The sequence below is a fragment of the Caulobacter sp. GW822-FHT07D08 genome, from assembly GCF_058798735.1.
Map to the genome: position 1 here is coordinate 84,293 of NZ_JBXAKU010000010.1, position 15,347 is coordinate 99,639.

The 15,347-nt window shown below is 65.2% G+C and carries 14 protein-coding genes; 5 read left to right on the forward strand and 9 right to left on the reverse strand.

The window, feature by feature from the left end; all coding sequences use genetic code 11:
* Positions 1 to 5 precede the first annotated feature (5 nt).
* Both AC1RJ9_RS18515 and AC1RJ9_RS18520 read right to left on the reverse strand, forming a co-directional pair.
* Entirely contained in the window at positions 6 to 2,465 is a 2,460-nt protein-coding gene (locus AC1RJ9_RS18515) for a TonB-dependent receptor (RefSeq protein ID WP_099582592.1), read from the reverse strand.
* A 196-nt stretch (positions 2,466 to 2,661) separates the two neighbouring features.
* Positions 2,662 to 3,282: a TetR/AcrR family transcriptional regulator gene (locus tag AC1RJ9_RS18520; protein ID WP_158235513.1), complete on the reverse strand. Its 621-nt coding sequence runs from the start codon at positions 3,280 to 3,282 to the stop codon at positions 2,662 to 2,664.
* A gap of 67 nt (positions 3,283 to 3,349) precedes the next feature.
* Here AC1RJ9_RS18520 and AC1RJ9_RS18525 point away from each other — a divergent pair, with 67 nt between their 5' ends.
* From AC1RJ9_RS18525 to AC1RJ9_RS18535, 3 genes are read left to right on the forward strand one after another with little or no spacing between them, the layout of a single operon-like run.
* Positions 3,350 to 4,081 carry an SDR family NAD(P)-dependent oxidoreductase gene (locus tag AC1RJ9_RS18525; RefSeq protein WP_099582590.1) on the forward strand — a complete coding sequence of 244 codons (732 nt, stop codon included), beginning with the start codon at positions 3,350 to 3,352 and terminating at the stop codon, positions 4,079 to 4,081.
* A gap of 26 nt (positions 4,082 to 4,107) precedes the next feature.
* A complete protein-coding gene (locus tag AC1RJ9_RS18530; protein ID WP_099582589.1) occupies positions 4,108 to 5,406 on the forward strand; it encodes an acyl-CoA dehydrogenase family protein in 1,299 nt (432 codons plus the stop codon).
* Positions 5,403 to 6,467 carry a phosphotransferase family protein gene (locus tag AC1RJ9_RS18535; protein ID WP_492838758.1) on the forward strand — a complete coding sequence of 355 codons (1,065 nt, stop codon included), beginning with the start codon at positions 5,403 to 5,405 and terminating at the stop codon, positions 6,465 to 6,467. Before AC1RJ9_RS18530 ends, AC1RJ9_RS18535 begins: the two co-directional genes overlap by 4 nt.
* A gap of 53 nt (positions 6,468 to 6,520) precedes the next feature.
* Here the strand turns inward: AC1RJ9_RS18535 and AC1RJ9_RS18540 are convergent, their stop codons facing one another.
* The gene (locus AC1RJ9_RS18540) at positions 6,521 to 7,855 is read right to left on the reverse strand and encodes an amidohydrolase family protein (protein ID WP_062099327.1); all 1,335 of its coding nucleotides are present in this window, start codon (positions 7,853 to 7,855) and stop codon (positions 6,521 to 6,523) included.
* Positions 7,856 to 8,038: 183 nt separating this feature from the next.
* Between AC1RJ9_RS18540 and AC1RJ9_RS18545 the strand changes: the two genes are divergently transcribed.
* Positions 8,039 to 8,440 (forward strand): VOC family protein, encoded by a 402-nt coding sequence (locus tag AC1RJ9_RS18545; RefSeq protein ID WP_492838757.1) that lies wholly within the window; start codon positions 8,039 to 8,041, stop codon positions 8,438 to 8,440.
* An 11-nt stretch (positions 8,441 to 8,451) separates the two neighbouring features.
* Here AC1RJ9_RS18545 and AC1RJ9_RS18550 read toward each other — a convergent pair whose 3' ends face one another.
* Positions 8,452 to 9,300: an IclR family transcriptional regulator gene (locus AC1RJ9_RS18550; protein WP_233206826.1), complete on the reverse strand. Its 849-nt coding sequence runs from the start codon at positions 9,298 to 9,300 to the stop codon at positions 8,452 to 8,454.
* A 137-nt stretch (positions 9,301 to 9,437) separates the two neighbouring features.
* On the opposite strand from AC1RJ9_RS18550, the gene AC1RJ9_RS18555 reads away from it, so the two are divergent.
* The gene (locus AC1RJ9_RS18555) at positions 9,438 to 9,899 is read left to right on the forward strand and encodes a hotdog domain-containing protein (RefSeq protein ID WP_199170755.1); all 462 of its coding nucleotides are present in this window, start codon (positions 9,438 to 9,440) and stop codon (positions 9,897 to 9,899) included.
* 29 nt (positions 9,900 to 9,928) lie between these two features.
* Here the strand turns inward: AC1RJ9_RS18555 and AC1RJ9_RS18560 are convergent, their stop codons facing one another.
* The 5 genes from AC1RJ9_RS18560 to AC1RJ9_RS18580 all read right to left on the reverse strand — a co-directional run bounded on the left by AC1RJ9_RS18560 (position 9,929) and on the right by AC1RJ9_RS18580 (position 15,347).
* The gene (locus AC1RJ9_RS18560; protein WP_099582586.1) at positions 9,929 to 10,768 is read right to left on the reverse strand and encodes an NAD(P)H-binding protein; all 840 of its coding nucleotides are present in this window, start codon (positions 10,766 to 10,768) and stop codon (positions 9,929 to 9,931) included.
* Between the two features lie 107 nt (positions 10,769 to 10,875).
* Positions 10,876 to 12,084, reverse strand: a complete 1,209-nt coding sequence (locus AC1RJ9_RS18565) for an NAD(P)/FAD-dependent oxidoreductase (RefSeq protein ID WP_099582585.1) — start codon at positions 12,082 to 12,084, stop codon at positions 10,876 to 10,878.
* Between the two features lie 121 nt (positions 12,085 to 12,205).
* Positions 12,206 to 13,036, reverse strand: a complete 831-nt coding sequence (locus AC1RJ9_RS18570) for an HpcH/HpaI aldolase/citrate lyase family protein (RefSeq protein ID WP_099504283.1) — start codon at positions 13,034 to 13,036, stop codon at positions 12,206 to 12,208.
* Complete coding sequence (locus tag AC1RJ9_RS18575; RefSeq protein WP_099504281.1) at positions 13,033 to 13,482, reverse strand: MaoC family dehydratase; 450 nt, start codon at positions 13,480 to 13,482, stop codon at positions 13,033 to 13,035. Before AC1RJ9_RS18575 ends, AC1RJ9_RS18570 begins: the two co-directional genes overlap by 4 nt.
* A complete protein-coding gene (locus AC1RJ9_RS18580; protein ID WP_492838755.1) occupies positions 13,482 to 15,347 on the reverse strand; it encodes an acetyl/propionyl/methylcrotonyl-CoA carboxylase subunit alpha in 1,866 nt (621 codons plus the stop codon). Before AC1RJ9_RS18580 ends, AC1RJ9_RS18575 begins: the two co-directional genes overlap by 1 nt.

Consider the following 15,347-nt stretch of genomic DNA (forward strand, 5'->3'; position numbering starts at 1 on the left):
TCCTTTCAGAACGGTCGGACGGTCAGTTGCAGCATGATCTCGCGACCGCGATTGACGTTGCCGCTCAGGTCGGCGAGCCCCCCGGTCAGGGCCGACCCCGTTCGGGTAGAGATCCCGGTCTGGGGCACGTTGGAAGCGACGTCGACCCGATATTTTTCCGTCAAGTTGCGCCCCACCAGCGCCAGCTCCCACCGATGGTCGCTGCGGAACACGCGAACGCCAGCGTTCAGGAAGACCACCCCATCCTGCAGGGCGCCAGGATGAAGTTCAGGATGAGGATTGTATTGGGACTTGTAGAGGCCGTCGACGTTCATGCCCCATTCGATTCCCTTGAAACCGCTCTGGCCGGTGTAGGCCGCGCCCAACGACCCGGTCCACTTGGGCGCGTTCACCATGCGCTGGCCCGCCAATTGTTGGCCTGTGTAGCGCCCAGTGGTCGGGTTGATCAGCAGGTTGCACCCTTCGGCGATGGTCTGGCCGATGTAGCAGGTCGCCAGGAAGTCAGTGTACTTGGCGTCGTTGTAGTTGGCCGCGCCGCGGATCGTCAGACCCGGCGCGCCTGCCGGCCTCCAGGTGAAGTCGCTCTCCACACCCTTTACGGTCGCCGCACCGGCGTTGTTTACGCGGATCACCGGCACGCCGCTAGAGTTGTCGAGGGAGTTCACCTGCAGGTTGGTATAGTCGTAGTCGTATGCGGCGGTGTTGACGCGCAACGCCCCGTCAAACAGAAGCGCCTTAACGCCGCCTTCGACCCCTTCGGCCGATTCCGGCAGATAGAGCGCGTTCAGCGGCGTCGTGAAGGCGGCGCCGGTATTGGTGGCCGCAGCGAAGCCGCCCGACTTGAAGCCCTGCTTGTAGGCCCCGTAGAGGGTGAGCCGTGTGGTCGGCCGCCAGGTCAAGGTCACTTCGGGCGAGGTGTTCTTGAAATCCGCCGAGGCGGGCGACACCGGCTGCGGCGCCCCGTCCCGGGTCACCGCGAAATCCTTGGTCTCCTTGCTCCAGCGCAGACCGCCGGCCAGCTCAAGCTTGCCCGTGATGTCCCAGATCGCCTGGCCGAACACCGATCGGGTCTTGCCGTCGATGTCGTGCAGGAAGAGCGGCGCGCCCGCCAGCACGTTGCGGGTGTAGGTCTGCAGATCGGAGTCCTCGTAGAAGGCTCCGACCAGGAAGTTGACCGGCCCGGACAGGTCCGTGGCCAGACGCGCCTCCTGGGTGAACTGAGTGTAGCCGGTATTGCCGGTGAAGTCGTTGGCCGCCACCGCGTCGGAAGGCGCGACAGCGTAGGTGTCGGCGCGGAAATCCTTGTTCTTGGCCCAGCCGGTGACGGATGTCAGGGTTACCCGATCGCTCGGCCGATAGTTCATTTCCAACGAATAGAGTTGCTGGCTGTAGTCGCCAGCGCCGTCCGGATCCGTGAACCCTTCGGGCGAGCCGACCAGAAAGGCCGGGTTGATGTTGCCATTGGCGTAGGTCGCGTCGGCGCGGCAGTTGTCGACCGACAACGCTGCGGCCAAGGCCGGGTTGGCCGCGCCGCCATTCAGGGCCGTGGCCTGCGGCGCCAGTTGGGGCGCGCCATTGGGGCAGTAGATCCGCTGGAACCCGCCCGCTTGATTGTAGCCGATCCCCTTGTTGTCGGCGTAGCTGAGCTTGAGCCGCGCGTCGAAGGCCTCGGTCGGCCGCCACTTCAGGGTGGCGCGCGTGAAGAAGAATTTTTGCTGCGGTCCTCGGTTCGTCGAGCCGGTCACCGAGCCCGACCGGATCGCGTTCGCAGCGGTGGCGGCGCTGTCGGCAATATTGGTGCGCCAGCCGTCCATATCCGCGCCGTAGACGACCAAGCGCGCGCCGAGCGTGCTGGTCAACGGTCCAGAGATCATCGCCTCAAGCTGACGCTCCCGAGCGTTGAACTCATAGCCGCCGCGCACCTCGGCGTCCAACGTCGAGGTCGGGTCGGCCGTGGTGATCGAGATGACGCCGGCCGGGCTGTTCTTGCCGAAGAACAGCGCCTGCGGTCCCCGAAGAACCTCGATCTTCTCCATGTCGATCTGGCCAATGCGCACCGCCCCGCCGCGCGAGAGCTGGATGCCGTCGACATTGACCGCCACCGTCTGCTCGAAGGTCGGGTTTGATCCCGCCGTCGTGCCGACACCGCGCAACGCCACCGTTCCGCCGACGCCCCCCGACACCTCCCCTACGGTGATGCCGGGCGTCACCGCGCGCAGGTCCTGCAGACTGTCAACAGCGAGAGCTTTGAGCTGCGCCGCGCCCAGGACTGTCACCGAGACCGGCACCGAGATCGGTGCCTCGTCGCGACGGCGGGCGGTGACGACAATACTGTCGAGACCGGTGGCGGACTCCTCGGTCGCCGGAGCCTGCGCCTGAACCTGGGCAAGGGCTGGGGCCGACAACATGGACGCCAAGGCCCAGGCCAGGACTCCGCGCGATACGCTCGCTCTCGCATTGGTCATTCAGATCTCTCCCCCGCTCTCGTCTTCGCATCTGTGGCGAAATCCGTTGGAGCCATTGGATCTGCCCGATCGGGCGATCTGCCGCGATGCTAGTCAGAGGCGGGAGACATCGCAAGAAAAAATCTGATACACGAATTTCATTCTGATTTCTAAACGGGAAGACTCATTTCGAGTCCATGCGGCGCACCGCGCGCACCTAGACGCCGGGCTCGGGCGTAACCATGCCCACGAGCGTCTCGACCAGATCCTCCAGCGTAGCAGCGCCCCAGAACGCATGATTGGGATGCGCGGCCAGCGCCGCTTCTCGCGCCGTCATGATCGCGCGCAGCCCCAAGCTCAGGAACACCAGCCGGCGCTCGAGCATCTCCTGCGGCAAGGCGGAAAGCCGCCGGATATGATCCAGGCACCGCTGATAGCCCCGGTTCCAGCCATCAGCGACGATGGCGTCGAAAGCCACTCGGTTTTGCAGGCTGAAAGTGCTGATGAACCGCAGGTAGTCCCCCTCCCCTCCGCCCTCGCCGAGGTCGGTGGACGGCAGGATCAGCACCTCCATCACGTCTCGCAGCGCATGAGGCCCGCCATCGGCTTCCAGCGCATCGAGCCGGGCGTTGCGGCGCTCATCGATCAGACGCGCGCCGTCGATGACCAGCTGCTCAACCAAGTCGTCTTTGGACCCGAAATAGTAATGCAGCGACGCGCCGTTGCGATGGCCGGCCGCCGTCAGGATTTCGCGCACGGAGACAGCGTCCACGCCCCGCGCGGCGAATAGGCTCTGAGCGGCCCGCTTGATCGCGTCCCTGGCGATGTCGGCTTTCATGGATTGACGGTTTATCCCAGGCATGAAAAATAAAGCAACCGTTTCATTCAATCGTTTTAGGCCTCTCGTGGATCTCGACTTCACCGAAAAGCGCGTGCTCGTCATTGGCGGATCGAGCGGGATCGGGCTGGCCTGCGCGCAAGAGTTCGCCAGGCGCGGCGCGACAGTCGCCATAACGGGCACTCGTGCGAACAAGGCCGCCTATGGCGATGGCGCTTCGGCCCTGGAGCCGTTTGAATTTTCCAGCCTGAATCTGGCCACGCCCGGCGCGATCGACCAATGGACCGCGCCTTTTGAGGCTGTTGACGTCGCGATCCTGTCCCAAGGGGCGGTGGAGTACCGGCGCAAGGAGTTCGAGGCCGACACCTTCCGCCACGTGGTGGAAGTTAACCTGACCAGCCTTATGGCCTGCGCCCAGAAGCTGGCGCCGGCGCTCGAGGCGCGGGCCGGAAGCCTGATCATCATCAGTTCGGTGGGCGGCCTGCGCGCCACGCGCGGCAATCCGGCCTATTCGGCGTCCAAGGCCGGCGCGATCCATTTGACGCGGACGCTGGGCGACGCCTGGGCCGGACGCGCCATTCGCGTCAACGGCATCGCGCCGGGCCTGATCGCCACCAAGATGACCGCGGTCACCACCTCCGACCCCGACCGCCTCCAGGAACGCCTAAGGGGCATTCCCCTCAAGCGCCTGGGCCTTCCCAAGGAGGTCGCGGGCGTGGCGCTGTTCCTGGCGTCTCCGCTGGCCTCCTACATCGTGGGCGAGACGATCGTCGTCGATGGCGGCCGCACCCTGTCCTGACAATCAAGTATGAACGGAGGCGGCCAATGGCCTGGGACTTCGAAACCGACCCCGATTTTGCCGAGCAGTTGGCCTGGATCGACGCCTTTGTCCGCGATGAGGTCGAGCCGCTCGACCTCGTCTTGCAAAGCCCATTCGACGTCGACAACCCCCTGAACCAACGTTTCGTTCGTCCGCTGCAGCAACAGGTCAAGGCGCGGGGTCTCTGGGCCTGTCACCTTGGCCCTGAGCTGGGAGGGCCTGGCTATGGCCAGGTCAAGCTGGCCTTGATGAACGAGATTCTGGGGCGCTCGATCTTCGCGCCGACCGTCTTTGGCTGCCAGGCGCCCGATTCCGGCAACGCCGAAATTCTCGCGGTCTACGGCACCGCCGAACAGAAGGCGCGCTATCTCCAGCCCCTGCTCGCCAATGACATCGTCTCCTGCTTTTCGATGACAGAACCGCAGGGCGGCGCCGACCCGACGACCTTTTCGACCCGCGCGGTCCTGAAGGGCGATCAATGGGTGCTCAACGGCGAGAAATGGTTCGCCACCAACGCCCGCTACGCGAGTTTCTTCCTGGTCATGGCCGTTACCGAGCCCGACGCTCCTCCCCATCGACGCCTTTCGGTCTTCATCATTCCCAAGGGCGCGCCCGGGCTCGAGATCGTTCGCAATGTCGGCTACGGCGATCGCGATCCGGCCCATGCCTATTTGCGCTTCACCGATGTCGCCGTTCCGCTCGATCATATGCTGGGCGGCCGCGGCGACGGCTTTGTCGTGGCCCAGGTTCGATTGGGCGGCGGTCGTATTCACCACGCCATGAGAACGATCGGAAAAGCCCGCCAAGCGTTCGACATGCTGTGCGATCGCGCCCTGTCGCGCATCACGCGCAACGAGCTGCTGGCCGACAAGCAACTGGTTCAGGAGAAGATCGCCGACAGCTGGATCGAACTCGAGCAATTTCGCCTGCTGGTCCTACGCACGGCCTGGAAGATCGATCGCGAGCAGGACTACAACAAGGTGCGTGGCGACATTTCGGCGGTCAAGGCGGCCATGCCCAAGGTGCTCCACGACATCGCCGCGCGCGCGGTCTATGTCCACGGCTGTCTGGGACTGTCGAACGAGACGCCGTTGGCGGCGATGGTGCTAGACTCGTTCCAGGTCGGTTTGGCAGACGGACCGACCGACATTCACAAGGTGACCCTGGCCAAGCAGCTCCTGCGAGGCCGAAAGCGTTCGCCGGGTCTCTTTCCGGATTACCATCTGCCCGCGCGTCGTCAGGCGGCGCTGAGCAAGCTTGGCCTGACCGGCGGCGAGGCGGGTCTGAGGGCGGCGGTCGCATGACCATCGATCGTCCCCACGGTCTCGAGTTGGTCGACCTCGACTCCCTGTCCGCGTGGATGGATGGCGAAGGTTTGGGTTCGGGCCCCATCGTCGACGTCGTTCAATTAACCGGCGGCTCGCAGAATGTCCTGCTACGCTTCAACCGAAGCGGTCGCGGCTACGTCCTGCGCCGTCCGCCCGCCAATCCGCGCCATGACGGCAGCGATACGATGCGGCGCGAGGCGCGCGTGCTCAAGGCGCTCAGGGGATCGGGCGTGCCTCACGCCGGCCTGATCGCCGCGTGCGACGACGCCTCGGTGCTCGGGGCGGCGTTCTACTTGATGGAACCGCTTGAGGGATTCAACGCCGCGGTGGGCATGCCGCCCCTGCACGCCGGGTCGCCCGCGGCGCGGCGCGCGATGGGCCTGTCGGTTGTTGACGGCCTGTCCCGCGTCGCGCTCATCGACTATGCGGCGGTCGGGCTTGCTGATTTTGGCAAGCCGGATGGCTTCCTTGAACGCCAGGCGCGTCGATGGCTGACGCAGCTTGAAAGTTACGCGGAGTTCCCAGGCTGGCCCGGCGCCGTCGGCCTGCCCGATGTCGGCCCCATCGGCGACTGGTTGGAAGCCCATCGGCCCAGGACCTTTCGTCCCGGCCTGATGCATGGCGACTTTCATCTCAAGAACGTGCTGTTTCGTCAGGACGCGCCGGTCATCGAAGCCATCATTGACTGGGAGCTGTCGACGATCGGCGATCCCTTGGTCGATCTCGGCTGGCTGCTGGCGACCTGGCCGGGTCCGGGCGGAGACATGAGCCAGACGACGATCGCCGTCGAGCCGTGGGAGGGCTTTCCGGAGTCCGAGGAACTGGTTGAGGTCTATGGCCGGCTGACGGGTTCGGATCTGTCGAACCTGAATTGGTACCGGGTGTTTGCTTGCTACAAGCTGGCCTTGATCCTGGAAGGCAGCTACGCGCGGGCCTGCGCCGGCAAGGCCCCGATGGATATCGGCCAACGCCTGCATGGCAACGCCGTGCGCTTGCTCGGGCGCGCGGGGCGCTGGATCGAGGGAAAGCGGACATAAGAACGCCCGCCGGTGGCTGTTCCGGCGGGCGCCTTGATCTCCGGCCGGGCCGTCTAGCGGCGGCCCGAGACCGTCGATTCCGCAGAAGCGTTCGCGAACATCCGGTTGATGTCGCCCGAGGTCACCGGCTTGCCGGCTTCCCGCTTGGGCGCAGCGCCCCCGAGGCCGAGCAGCGGATCAGTATGAACCGGGACGGCCGCAGCCGCCGCCTTCAGGGCGCCGACGGTGCAATCTTCCTTCTTCAGCACCGAGAACGGGTCATAGGAGAATTCGCGCATCGCATTGATGTGGGTGATCTTGTCGATCGTCTCACGCGACAGGTGCTGAACGTCGTTCCACAGCTTCTCGGCCGAGTGCGGCCAGACCGAGTCCGAGTGCGGATAGTCGCATTCGTACATGACCATGTCCTCGCCGATGTAGTCGAGGTTGGCCAGACCGAACTTGTCTTCGATGAAGCAGCTGATGATGTGCTTCTTGTAGATGTCGCTGGGCATCACGCCGGGGCCGAAATTCGAATTGGTCCAGGCATTGTGGTGGCCGTGGGTGAAATCGGCGCGTTCCAGCAGGTAGGGAATCCAACCGATGCCGCCTTCGGAAAGGGCCATCTTCAGCGTGGGGTACTTCTTCCACATCGGCGCCCAGATCCAGTCGGCCGCCGAGTTGGCGATCGAGATCGGCATCGAGGTGATCCAGGCGTCGATGGGCGACAGGTCCGACGCGTGCGCGGCCGCCGAGCCCGTGCCGATGTGGCAGCAGATAACCACCTGATTGTCGGCGCAGGCCTTCCAGAGCGGATCCCAATAGGCGTCATGCAGCGAGGGCCAGCCCGCAAGCGCCGGGTTGTCCGAGAACGACAGGGCGTGGACGCCCAGCTTCGCCATTCGCTCCACTTCGGCGACGGCCGCCTGCATGTCCCAGAACGGCGTCAGCATAAGCGGGATGAAACGGCCGGGCGCGGCGCCGGCCCAGTCATAGAAGTGCCAGTCATTGTAGGCCCGGATCGCCGCCAGGGCGACCTCGGGATCCTGCTTCGAGGCGGTTTGGAACCGAGCGCCGGCGAACCCCGGGAACGTCGGGAAGCAGATCGAACCCAGGATGCCGTTGGCGTCCATATCCTCAACGCGCGCCTTGATGTCCCACGTGCCGCGGCGCATCTGCGCGTAGTTGAGCGGCTCCATGCCGTACTCTTCCTTCGGGCGGCCGACGACGGAATTGAGGCCCATGTAGCCGGAGGCCTTTTCCTCGAACATCCAGACGTCGCGACCGTCGCGCTCTTCGATGTGCGGCTCGCGGCCTTTCAGGTGCTGCGGCCAGTGTGGCGTAAAGGCATTCGGCGGCTCGATGACGTGGTCGTCCACGCTCACAAGGATCATGTCATCGACTGTCATCTGGCTTTCCTCGCTTCCAAAAGGGCGGCTTGTCGCCGCCTCTCAACCGGGCAGGGCTTTTGGACCGCCACCGCCATTCAGAATTTCTTTCTATAACAAAAATCGCAAAAGTGTCTAGAAAATACCTGCCATCGTCATCTCGGCATGGCGGCAAAAAAAGCGGGGTAGTCGATGATCGTCCGCATGGACCACTTCACCGTCATGACGGACCGATTGACCGAGACTCTCGATTTCTACGCCATGCTCGGGCTGACGATGGGGCCAAGGCCCGATTTTGGCGTCGGCGGAGCGTGGCTCTATGTCGGCGATCATCCGCTTTTGCACATCGTCGAGACGACGCGCATGCCCGAGCCGCGGCGAGGGGCATTGGACCACATGGCCTTCTTCGCGCAGGGCTTTCAGGCGGCCGCCGCGCGCATCGCCGCGGCGGGCCTAACCTATCGGGTGATCCGCACGCCCCGCCCGTTCAGCTTCTGGCAGCTGTTTTTGTTCGATCCGAACGGCGTCGAAGTCGAGCTCGATTTCGCCGCCGATGAAGCCCCGCCGCCGGACTGGAAGACCAGAGCCGGCCTAGGCGATCGTTGATGACGCGGCGATCAGGTCAGGGCGCTGGTCAGGCGCCGGCCAGCGTCGCGCAGGGCAGTGCCAATCTCTTCGAGCGCGGCGTCTTCATACTGGCCGAGCAGCATCACCCCAACGATGCTGAAGGCCACATCGCCGGTTCGGTCAAACACCGGCGCGGCGATGGTCTGCACGCCTTTGGTGAAGTAGCCCGGGTCGCTGGCCCAGCCGCGCCTCTCGGCGGCCTCCACCTGTTCCCAGTAGTCCTCGAAGGTCAGGGGTGTCTGCCAACGCAGAGCCTTGAACGCGGTCTTCAGGTCCTTTCGCGTCCAGCCCAGGTGCGGCGCCATGATCCGGCCCGTCGAGGCCATGAGCACAGGCAGTCGCTGGCCTTCGGCCATTTCAATGCGAACGTTCGCCGGGCTCGGCACGCTCTTGACCAGAATGATCTTGTCGGGCCCCAGTCGCTTCCACAGGGTCACGGTGATGTTGAAGCGATCGGCCAGGTCGCGCATCTGCGGCGTGGCGGTCGCCACACGTTGACCCTCGGTCAACAGATTGCCCATCAGCGTCGTCAAACCAACGCCCACGGTATAGGTCTTGGTGAGCGGATCGAACTCGACGACATCCTCCAGCACCAGAGTGCGAAGGATGTTGAAGCAGGTGCTGGCGTTGAGCCCAAGGCTCCGCGAGATGGTCACCGACCGTGTCGGCCCGCCCGATTCGACCAGGAATTTCAGGATACGGATCGCATTGGCCGCGGGTTTGACGATTACCGTCTTTTCGGAAAGGTCGCTCCCCCCTCCGTCAAGGCTCTCCCCATCGTCGCGGGAGACCGTGCCCACTGCTGATCGCGCCATGCGCACTCCATCTTCGACGAACACCGCCAAATTCAAGCAATTCACTATCAGAATCATACTGAAAGCGAAACATCAGCGCTGCGGCGGGACGCTTCCATACATTCTGATATTCAAATGACGTTTCGCATAGCGCGATCCGAAAACCTTTGGAAGGGTAAGCCTTGGTTGATGAACGCATCGCGCTCTGCAGGGGCTGCCGGGTCGGGGACAGAAGCTGCCGGTTCGGGGCCGACCTATTTAACGCCACGTCTCCCGAAGAGGGCGTGGCATTCGTACAATGTCCCGCCGATTTCGACGGCGGTCCGGAAGTTGCGCACGGCGGCTGGATCGCCGGCGTTTTCGACGATGTCCTGGGCCGTTTTCTGACCCATCGCGGCGTCAAGAGTGTGACCGCCACGCTCTCGGTCAGCTTCCTCATGCCCGTCCCGGTTGCGCGGCCGCTCGTCCTAAGGACGCGGGTCCTGTCGCGTGAGGGACGGCGTATCACCATGGCGGGCGCGTTGCGCCTCGAGGACGAGCACCAAGATCGGGCCACGGCCGAAGGGGTCTGGGTCGAGAGGCGACCGGATCATTTCGAGCGGCATCGCGCTCAGATGTCCGCGGATCGTCCCGACCCGCCCTGACGGTTTGTCGATCGAAGGCGATCGGCGCCCTAGAAGGCGTCGCGGAGGGCGTCTTCCATGGCTTGCGGCGGACGCCCAGCAAGTCTTTCGATATCGCCGGTGACAATGTCGAAACCGCCATCGACGAAGCCTTGCCGAATGGACAGCGCGACCTCGACAACATGCGGCGGAAGACCGCTCTGGCTCAGGCCGGCGCGCAACGCCTCGGGGGTCAGCACTGTTGAGGCCAACGGCCTTCCGCTGAGCCTGACGATCAGGTCCAGACGCTCGGCGACCGACCATGTCCGCGGGCCGGTCCCGGTGTAGATGGCGCCCTCGTGTCCGGCCCCTGCCAGGAGTCCGGCCGCGGCGGCGGCAAGGTCCGCGCGCGAGACAAAGGCGACCCTACTTTCACCAAGCCCGACGAGGGCGCCCTGGTCGAACGCGCGCCGCGCCTCGTCCGCGAAGGATTCGATATAGTAGTTCATTCGCAGAACGCTCCAGCGCGCCGCGGTGCGCATCAGATGCTGCTCGGTGGCGAAGTACGAAGCCCAGACGTCCGGCTCGGGCCTGGCCCTCGCGCCGGACGAGGACATGAAGGCGATATGCGCGACACCGGCTCGGTTCGCCGCGTCGATCGCCGCGATATTCTGCCTGGCGCGTTGGCCAGGCGCGAGCGCTGTCGTTGGAATGATCAGCAGACGGTCAAGGCCGGCATAGGCGGCTGTAAGGCTTTCCGGCTGATCATAGTCGCCGAACCGCGTTTCGGGCGCGGAGAGGTTCGACGGCGTGCGCGATATGCCCACGACGTCATGGCCGCCGCGGCGCAGAAGCTCATCCACGACGCCGGCCCCGAGCTTGCCGCCCGCGCCGCTGATCCCGATCTTCATGTGATGGCTCTCCCCACGCATCGCGACGCCGATGCGAGAATTCGATTCTAATATAAGAATTCTATTCCGGCCGAAGCCGAGCTTTCAAGCGCCGGGCGCGGGTGGCGCTAGACTTCTTTGATTGGGATCGAGACGTCAGCCAGGCGAGCGGGATCCACCTCGCGACGCGACGCCAGCCATTGGCGCCCGACCATGAATTCCGGCGGGCTGTTGATCGCCTCCACCGCCTGGACACGACCCTTGGAGAGGTGAAACAGCGAGAACTTGCGCGCCGCCGGATCGCCGCGCAAAACTACCGCGTCGACGTCGAACGGCATGCCGCCGATCTGCAGCTTGATGTCGTATTGATCGGACCAGAACCACGGCGTCTCGGGCTTTGGCTCGGGCGCGCCGACGATGGCGGCGGCGGCTTGGCGCGCCTGTTCCAGCGCATTGGGCACGCTCTCCAGACGCAAGGTCCTGTCGTAGAACGTCATGGGCCGACGCGTCACGTCACCGATGGCGAAGACGCGCGAATCCGAGGTCCGCGCTCGGCCATCCACGATCACGCCATCATCACACGCCAAGCCCGCAGCCACCGCCAAGTCATCGTTTGGAACGGCGCCGACGCCAACCAACACCGCATCGCAATGGAGCGGCGGCCGACCTGAAAGCCTCACCCCCGACACGTGCCCATCCAGCCCCTCGTATCCTTCGACCGCAACGCCAAAGTGAAAACGGACGCCATTCTGCTCGTGAACGTCGCGAAAGAACGACGACATCACCGGCCCCGCGACCCGGGCCAAAAGGCGGTCTTCACGCTCGAGCACGTCGACCTCGGCGCCCAGCTGGCGCGCTGAGGCCGCGACCTCCAGGCCGACATAGCCGCCGCCGATGATCGCAAGCCGAAAGCCCGGACGGAACCAGGCCTTGATGGCTTCGGCGTCCTCGATCGTGCGCAGTTCTAGGAAGCCCTTCAGATCGCTGCCGGGCAACACCAGCTTTCGCGCCCGCGAGCCCGTCGCCAGGATCAAAGTGTCGTAGGAGAGGGTGTCGTCGGTCGACATCGTCAGCTGTCGCGCCTGGCGATCGATGTTCACCACGCGGGTCGAGGTTCGCAGCTCGACTTGATTTTCGGCGTACCACGCGCGGGGCCGAAGCAGCAGACCATCCTCGCCAACCTCGCCCTTAAGCCACCCTTTCGAAAGCGGCGGGCGCTGATAGGGCGGGTGAGGCTCCTCACCGATCAGAATGATGGGCTGGTCATGGCCGAGCTGTCGAAGAACGGCGGCGGCGGCGCCTCCCGCATGACCCGCCCCGATGATAACCGTGCTCATGACTCGCCTTTCATAGTTTGCGCCGCCATCGCGCCGGCGGACGCAAGCGCCCGCGGCGTCTTCGGCGTCCCGACCGGCACGGCGCCTGCTGATGTTCCGAGACGCCTATCTGGACCCATCCTCACGCCTCGCCAAGAAGACGTAGGGCCTGTTTGAGATGAGGCGCATCCAACATGCGTCCGTTCCATTGCACCGCGCCGGCGCCAGGCGTCTCGGCAAAAGCCGCGACAACCGATCGGGCTTGATCAAGCGCCTCGGCGGTCGGCGTGAACGCCAGGTTTATGGCTTCGACCTGAGACGGATGGATCGCCATCATGCCCGAGAAGCCATCGAAAGCGCCCCTTGCGGCGTAGGCGGCCAGGCCGTCCAGATCGCGGATATTTGGATAGACCGTTTCGATCGCCAGGGTTTTGGCGGCGTGGGCGGCGAACAAGCTGAGCGTGCGGACCAATTGGTAGGGCGCGGTGAGCAGCCCCGCGGCGTCGCGGCTTCCAGCAGCCCCTATGGCGGCGGGCAGGTCCTCGGCCCCCCAGGTCAGCCCGAGCAGACGATCGGCGAAGCGGACGTACTCGGCCATTCGGAACACGGCCAAAGGGGTTTCCGTCGCGATCGGCAGGATCGGCGGCAGCGACAGATCCTTTGCGGCCGCATCCAGGCGGTCAAAGGTCTCAACGCCTTCGGCCTTGGGCAGGACCAGTCCCTGGCTTGCCGCCGCGGTTTGCAGGTCGGCTCGGAGCCATGGGCTGTCCACCGGATTGATGCGGACTAAGTGAACGACACCACCGACGGCCGCGGCCAAATAGTCGGCGACCGCCTGCCGGGCGAAGGCCTTTCGCGCCGGCGCCACGGCGTCCTCAAGATCAAGGATGATCGCATCGGCGCCGGAGGCGGCGGCTTTGTCGAAGCGCTCCGGCCGGTCGCCGGGGACGAATAGGAGTGATCGCAATTTCATGGGCGTCGAGCCACGAGAGCCGTGCGCTGGCACGAACAAACGACCTCGTCACGCTGGTTCAGCAGCTTGTGCGCGAAGGTCACCAGACCGGCGAGGGGTCGCGATCGACTGTCCTTGAGCCCCACGACCTCCGTCTCGGCGCGCAGGGTGTCGCCGATGAACACCGGCGCGGGCATGACCAGCGTGTCGTATCCGAGGTTGGCGACAAGCGTCCCCAGCGTCGTGTCGCCCACAGAAAGGCCGACCATCAGGGCGAAGGTGAAGGTGCCGTTGACGAGGATACGGCCAAATTCGCTCGCCCTGGCCGCCTCGGCGTCCAGATGCAACGGTTGCGGATTGTGGGTCATGACCGAAAACAGGAGGTTGTCCGTCTCGGTCACGGTGCGGCGGATGTCATGCGCCATGCGGTCGCCGATGGTCCAGTCCTCGAAGTGGCGCCCAGCCATCAGTCCGCCCCCGTCTCGATGCGCGCCAGCAGCGCCCCCTCCCCGACCTGGTCGCCGGCCTTGACCACCAGCGTGCGAACGACGCCATCGAAAGGCGCGATCATGCCGTGTTCCATTTTCATGGCCTCCAGCGTCAGAAGCTTCTGGCCACGCAACACCGTCTGCCCCGCTTCGACATCAACCGCGATCACCCTCCCAGGCATGGGGCTGAGGATCGCGCCGTCTGACGCGCGGCCGTCGCCGACGCCGTCCACGCGGCCTGGACCGATGGACCAGGCTTCGCCGTCGAGGAACAGGACGTCGCGCCCATCGATCGACGTAACCTGGCCTCTGGCCTCCGGCGCAGGCTCGGCAAGCTGAATAGAGCCCGCCACGTCGACCGCGACGCGGCGCTGAGCTGGCCCATTGGCTCGAAAGCCGGTCAGGTCAATCCAAGGGCGGCCCATGGGCGCCGAAAGGAGCGCCGAGGCGGCTTCCGCCTGGATCGCTGCGGAGGGTTCGGCGGCTGGAACCAGGGAGGACAGGCCGCGCTCGATGAAGCCCGTATCGACTCTGCCGGCCACGAAGTCGTCATCGGCCGCCGCCCGCGCCAGGAAGGCGGCGTTCGTACGGACGGGCCAGACTTGAACCTGACCGGCGGCGGCGGCGAGCTTGGCGGCCGCCGCCTGGCGCGTCGGCGCATGGACGATCAGCTTGGCGATCATTGGATCGTAGAACGGCGTGACTTCACCGCCTTCGTGAACCCCCGTGTCGATGCGGATATCGCCGGGCAGCCGCAGCCTTGTCAGCGGCCCCGTGGAAGGCAGGAAGCCGGCGGTCGGGTTCTCGGCGTAGAGGCGCGCCTCCATGGACCAGCCGGTGATCTGCAGTTCGTCCTGGCGCTTGGGAAGGCGCTCGCCCGAGGCGACCCGCAGTTGCCACTCGACCAAGTCCTGACCCGTGATCGCTTCGGTCACCGGATGCTCGACTTGCAGCCGTGTGTTCATTTCCATGAACCAGATGCGGTCGGACCGCAGGCCGTCCGAGGCGTCGGCGATGAACTCGATCGTGCCGGCCCCAACGTAGTCGACGGCCTTGGCCGCCTTTACCGCCGCCGCGCAGACGGCTTGGCGTACATCGGCCGTCATGCCCGGCGCAGGCGCTTCCTCGATCACCTTCTGATGGCGTCGCTGCAAGGAGCAGTCGCGTTCGAACAGGTGCACGACGTCGCCGTGAGTGTCGCCAAAGACCTGTACCTCGATGTGCCGCGGCGACAGGATGTACTTCTCGATCAGGACCCGATCATCACCGAACGACGCGGTCGCCTCCCGCTTGCATGAGGCGAGCATATCGAGGAACTCGGCGGAGGCCTCGACCTTGCGCATACCCTTGCCGCCGCCGCCCGCGACGGCCTTGATCAGGACCGGATAGCCGATGGCGTCGGCCTGTGCTCTGAGGTGGTCGGGATCTTGGTTGTCGCCCATGTAGCCGGGGGTCACGGGCACGCCAGCGGCGAGCATCAACGCCTTGGCCGAATCCTTGAGACCCATGGCCCGGATCGAAGACGCGGGCGCGCCGACCCATATCAGGCCAGCGGCCTGCACCGCATCGGCGAAGTCGGCGTTCTCAGACAGGAAGCCATAGCCTGGGTGAATGGCCTGGGCCCCGGTCGCTTTGGCGGCGGCGATGATGCGCTCGCCAAGCAGATAGGATTCTCGAGCCGGCGACGGGCCGATATGCACGGCCTCGTCGGCGAGCCGGACATGCAGGGCCGCGCCGTCAGCGTCGGAATAGACCGCGATGGTGCGCACGCCCAACGCCCGGGCCGTCCGGATGATGCGACAGGCGATCTCGCCGCGATTGGCGATAAGCAGGGACTCGATCAT

What these genes read in the sequence shown, in the direction of transcription:
- AC1RJ9_RS18515 (WP_099582592.1), bottom strand. Translation starts at nt 2,465, where the DNA reads ATGACCAATGCGAGAGCGAGCGTATCGCGCGGAGTCCTGGCCTGGGCC.
- AC1RJ9_RS18535 (WP_492838758.1), top strand. Translation starts at nt 5,403, where the DNA reads ATGACCATCGATCGTCCCCACGGTCTCGAGTTGGTCGACCTCGACTCC.
- AC1RJ9_RS18560 (WP_099582586.1), bottom strand. Translation starts at nt 10,768, where the DNA reads ATGAAGATCGGGATCAGCGGCGCGGGCGGCAAGCTCGGGGCCGGCGTC.
- AC1RJ9_RS18540 (WP_062099327.1), bottom strand. Translation starts at nt 7,855, where the DNA reads ATGACAGTCGATGACATGATCCTTGTGAGCGTGGACGACCACGTCATC.
- AC1RJ9_RS18575 (WP_099504281.1), bottom strand. Translation starts at nt 13,482, where the DNA reads ATGGCTGGGCGCCACTTCGAGGACTGGACCATCGGCGACCGCATGGCG.
- AC1RJ9_RS18565 (WP_099582585.1), bottom strand. Translation starts at nt 12,084, where the DNA reads ATGAGCACGGTTATCATCGGGGCGGGTCATGCGGGAGGCGCCGCCGCC.
- AC1RJ9_RS18570 (WP_099504283.1), bottom strand. Translation starts at nt 13,036, where the DNA reads ATGAAATTGCGATCACTCCTATTCGTCCCCGGCGACCGGCCGGAGCGC.
- AC1RJ9_RS18580 (WP_492838755.1), bottom strand. Translation starts at nt 15,347, where the DNA reads ATGATCGAGTCCCTGCTTATCGCCAATCGCGGCGAGATCGCCTGTCGC.
- AC1RJ9_RS18545 (WP_492838757.1), top strand. Translation starts at nt 8,039, where the DNA reads ATGGACCACTTCACCGTCATGACGGACCGATTGACCGAGACTCTCGAT.
- AC1RJ9_RS18530 (WP_099582589.1), top strand. Translation starts at nt 4,108, where the DNA reads ATGGCCTGGGACTTCGAAACCGACCCCGATTTTGCCGAGCAGTTGGCC.
- AC1RJ9_RS18520 (WP_158235513.1), bottom strand. Translation starts at nt 3,282, where the DNA reads ATGAAAGCCGACATCGCCAGGGACGCGATCAAGCGGGCCGCTCAGAGC.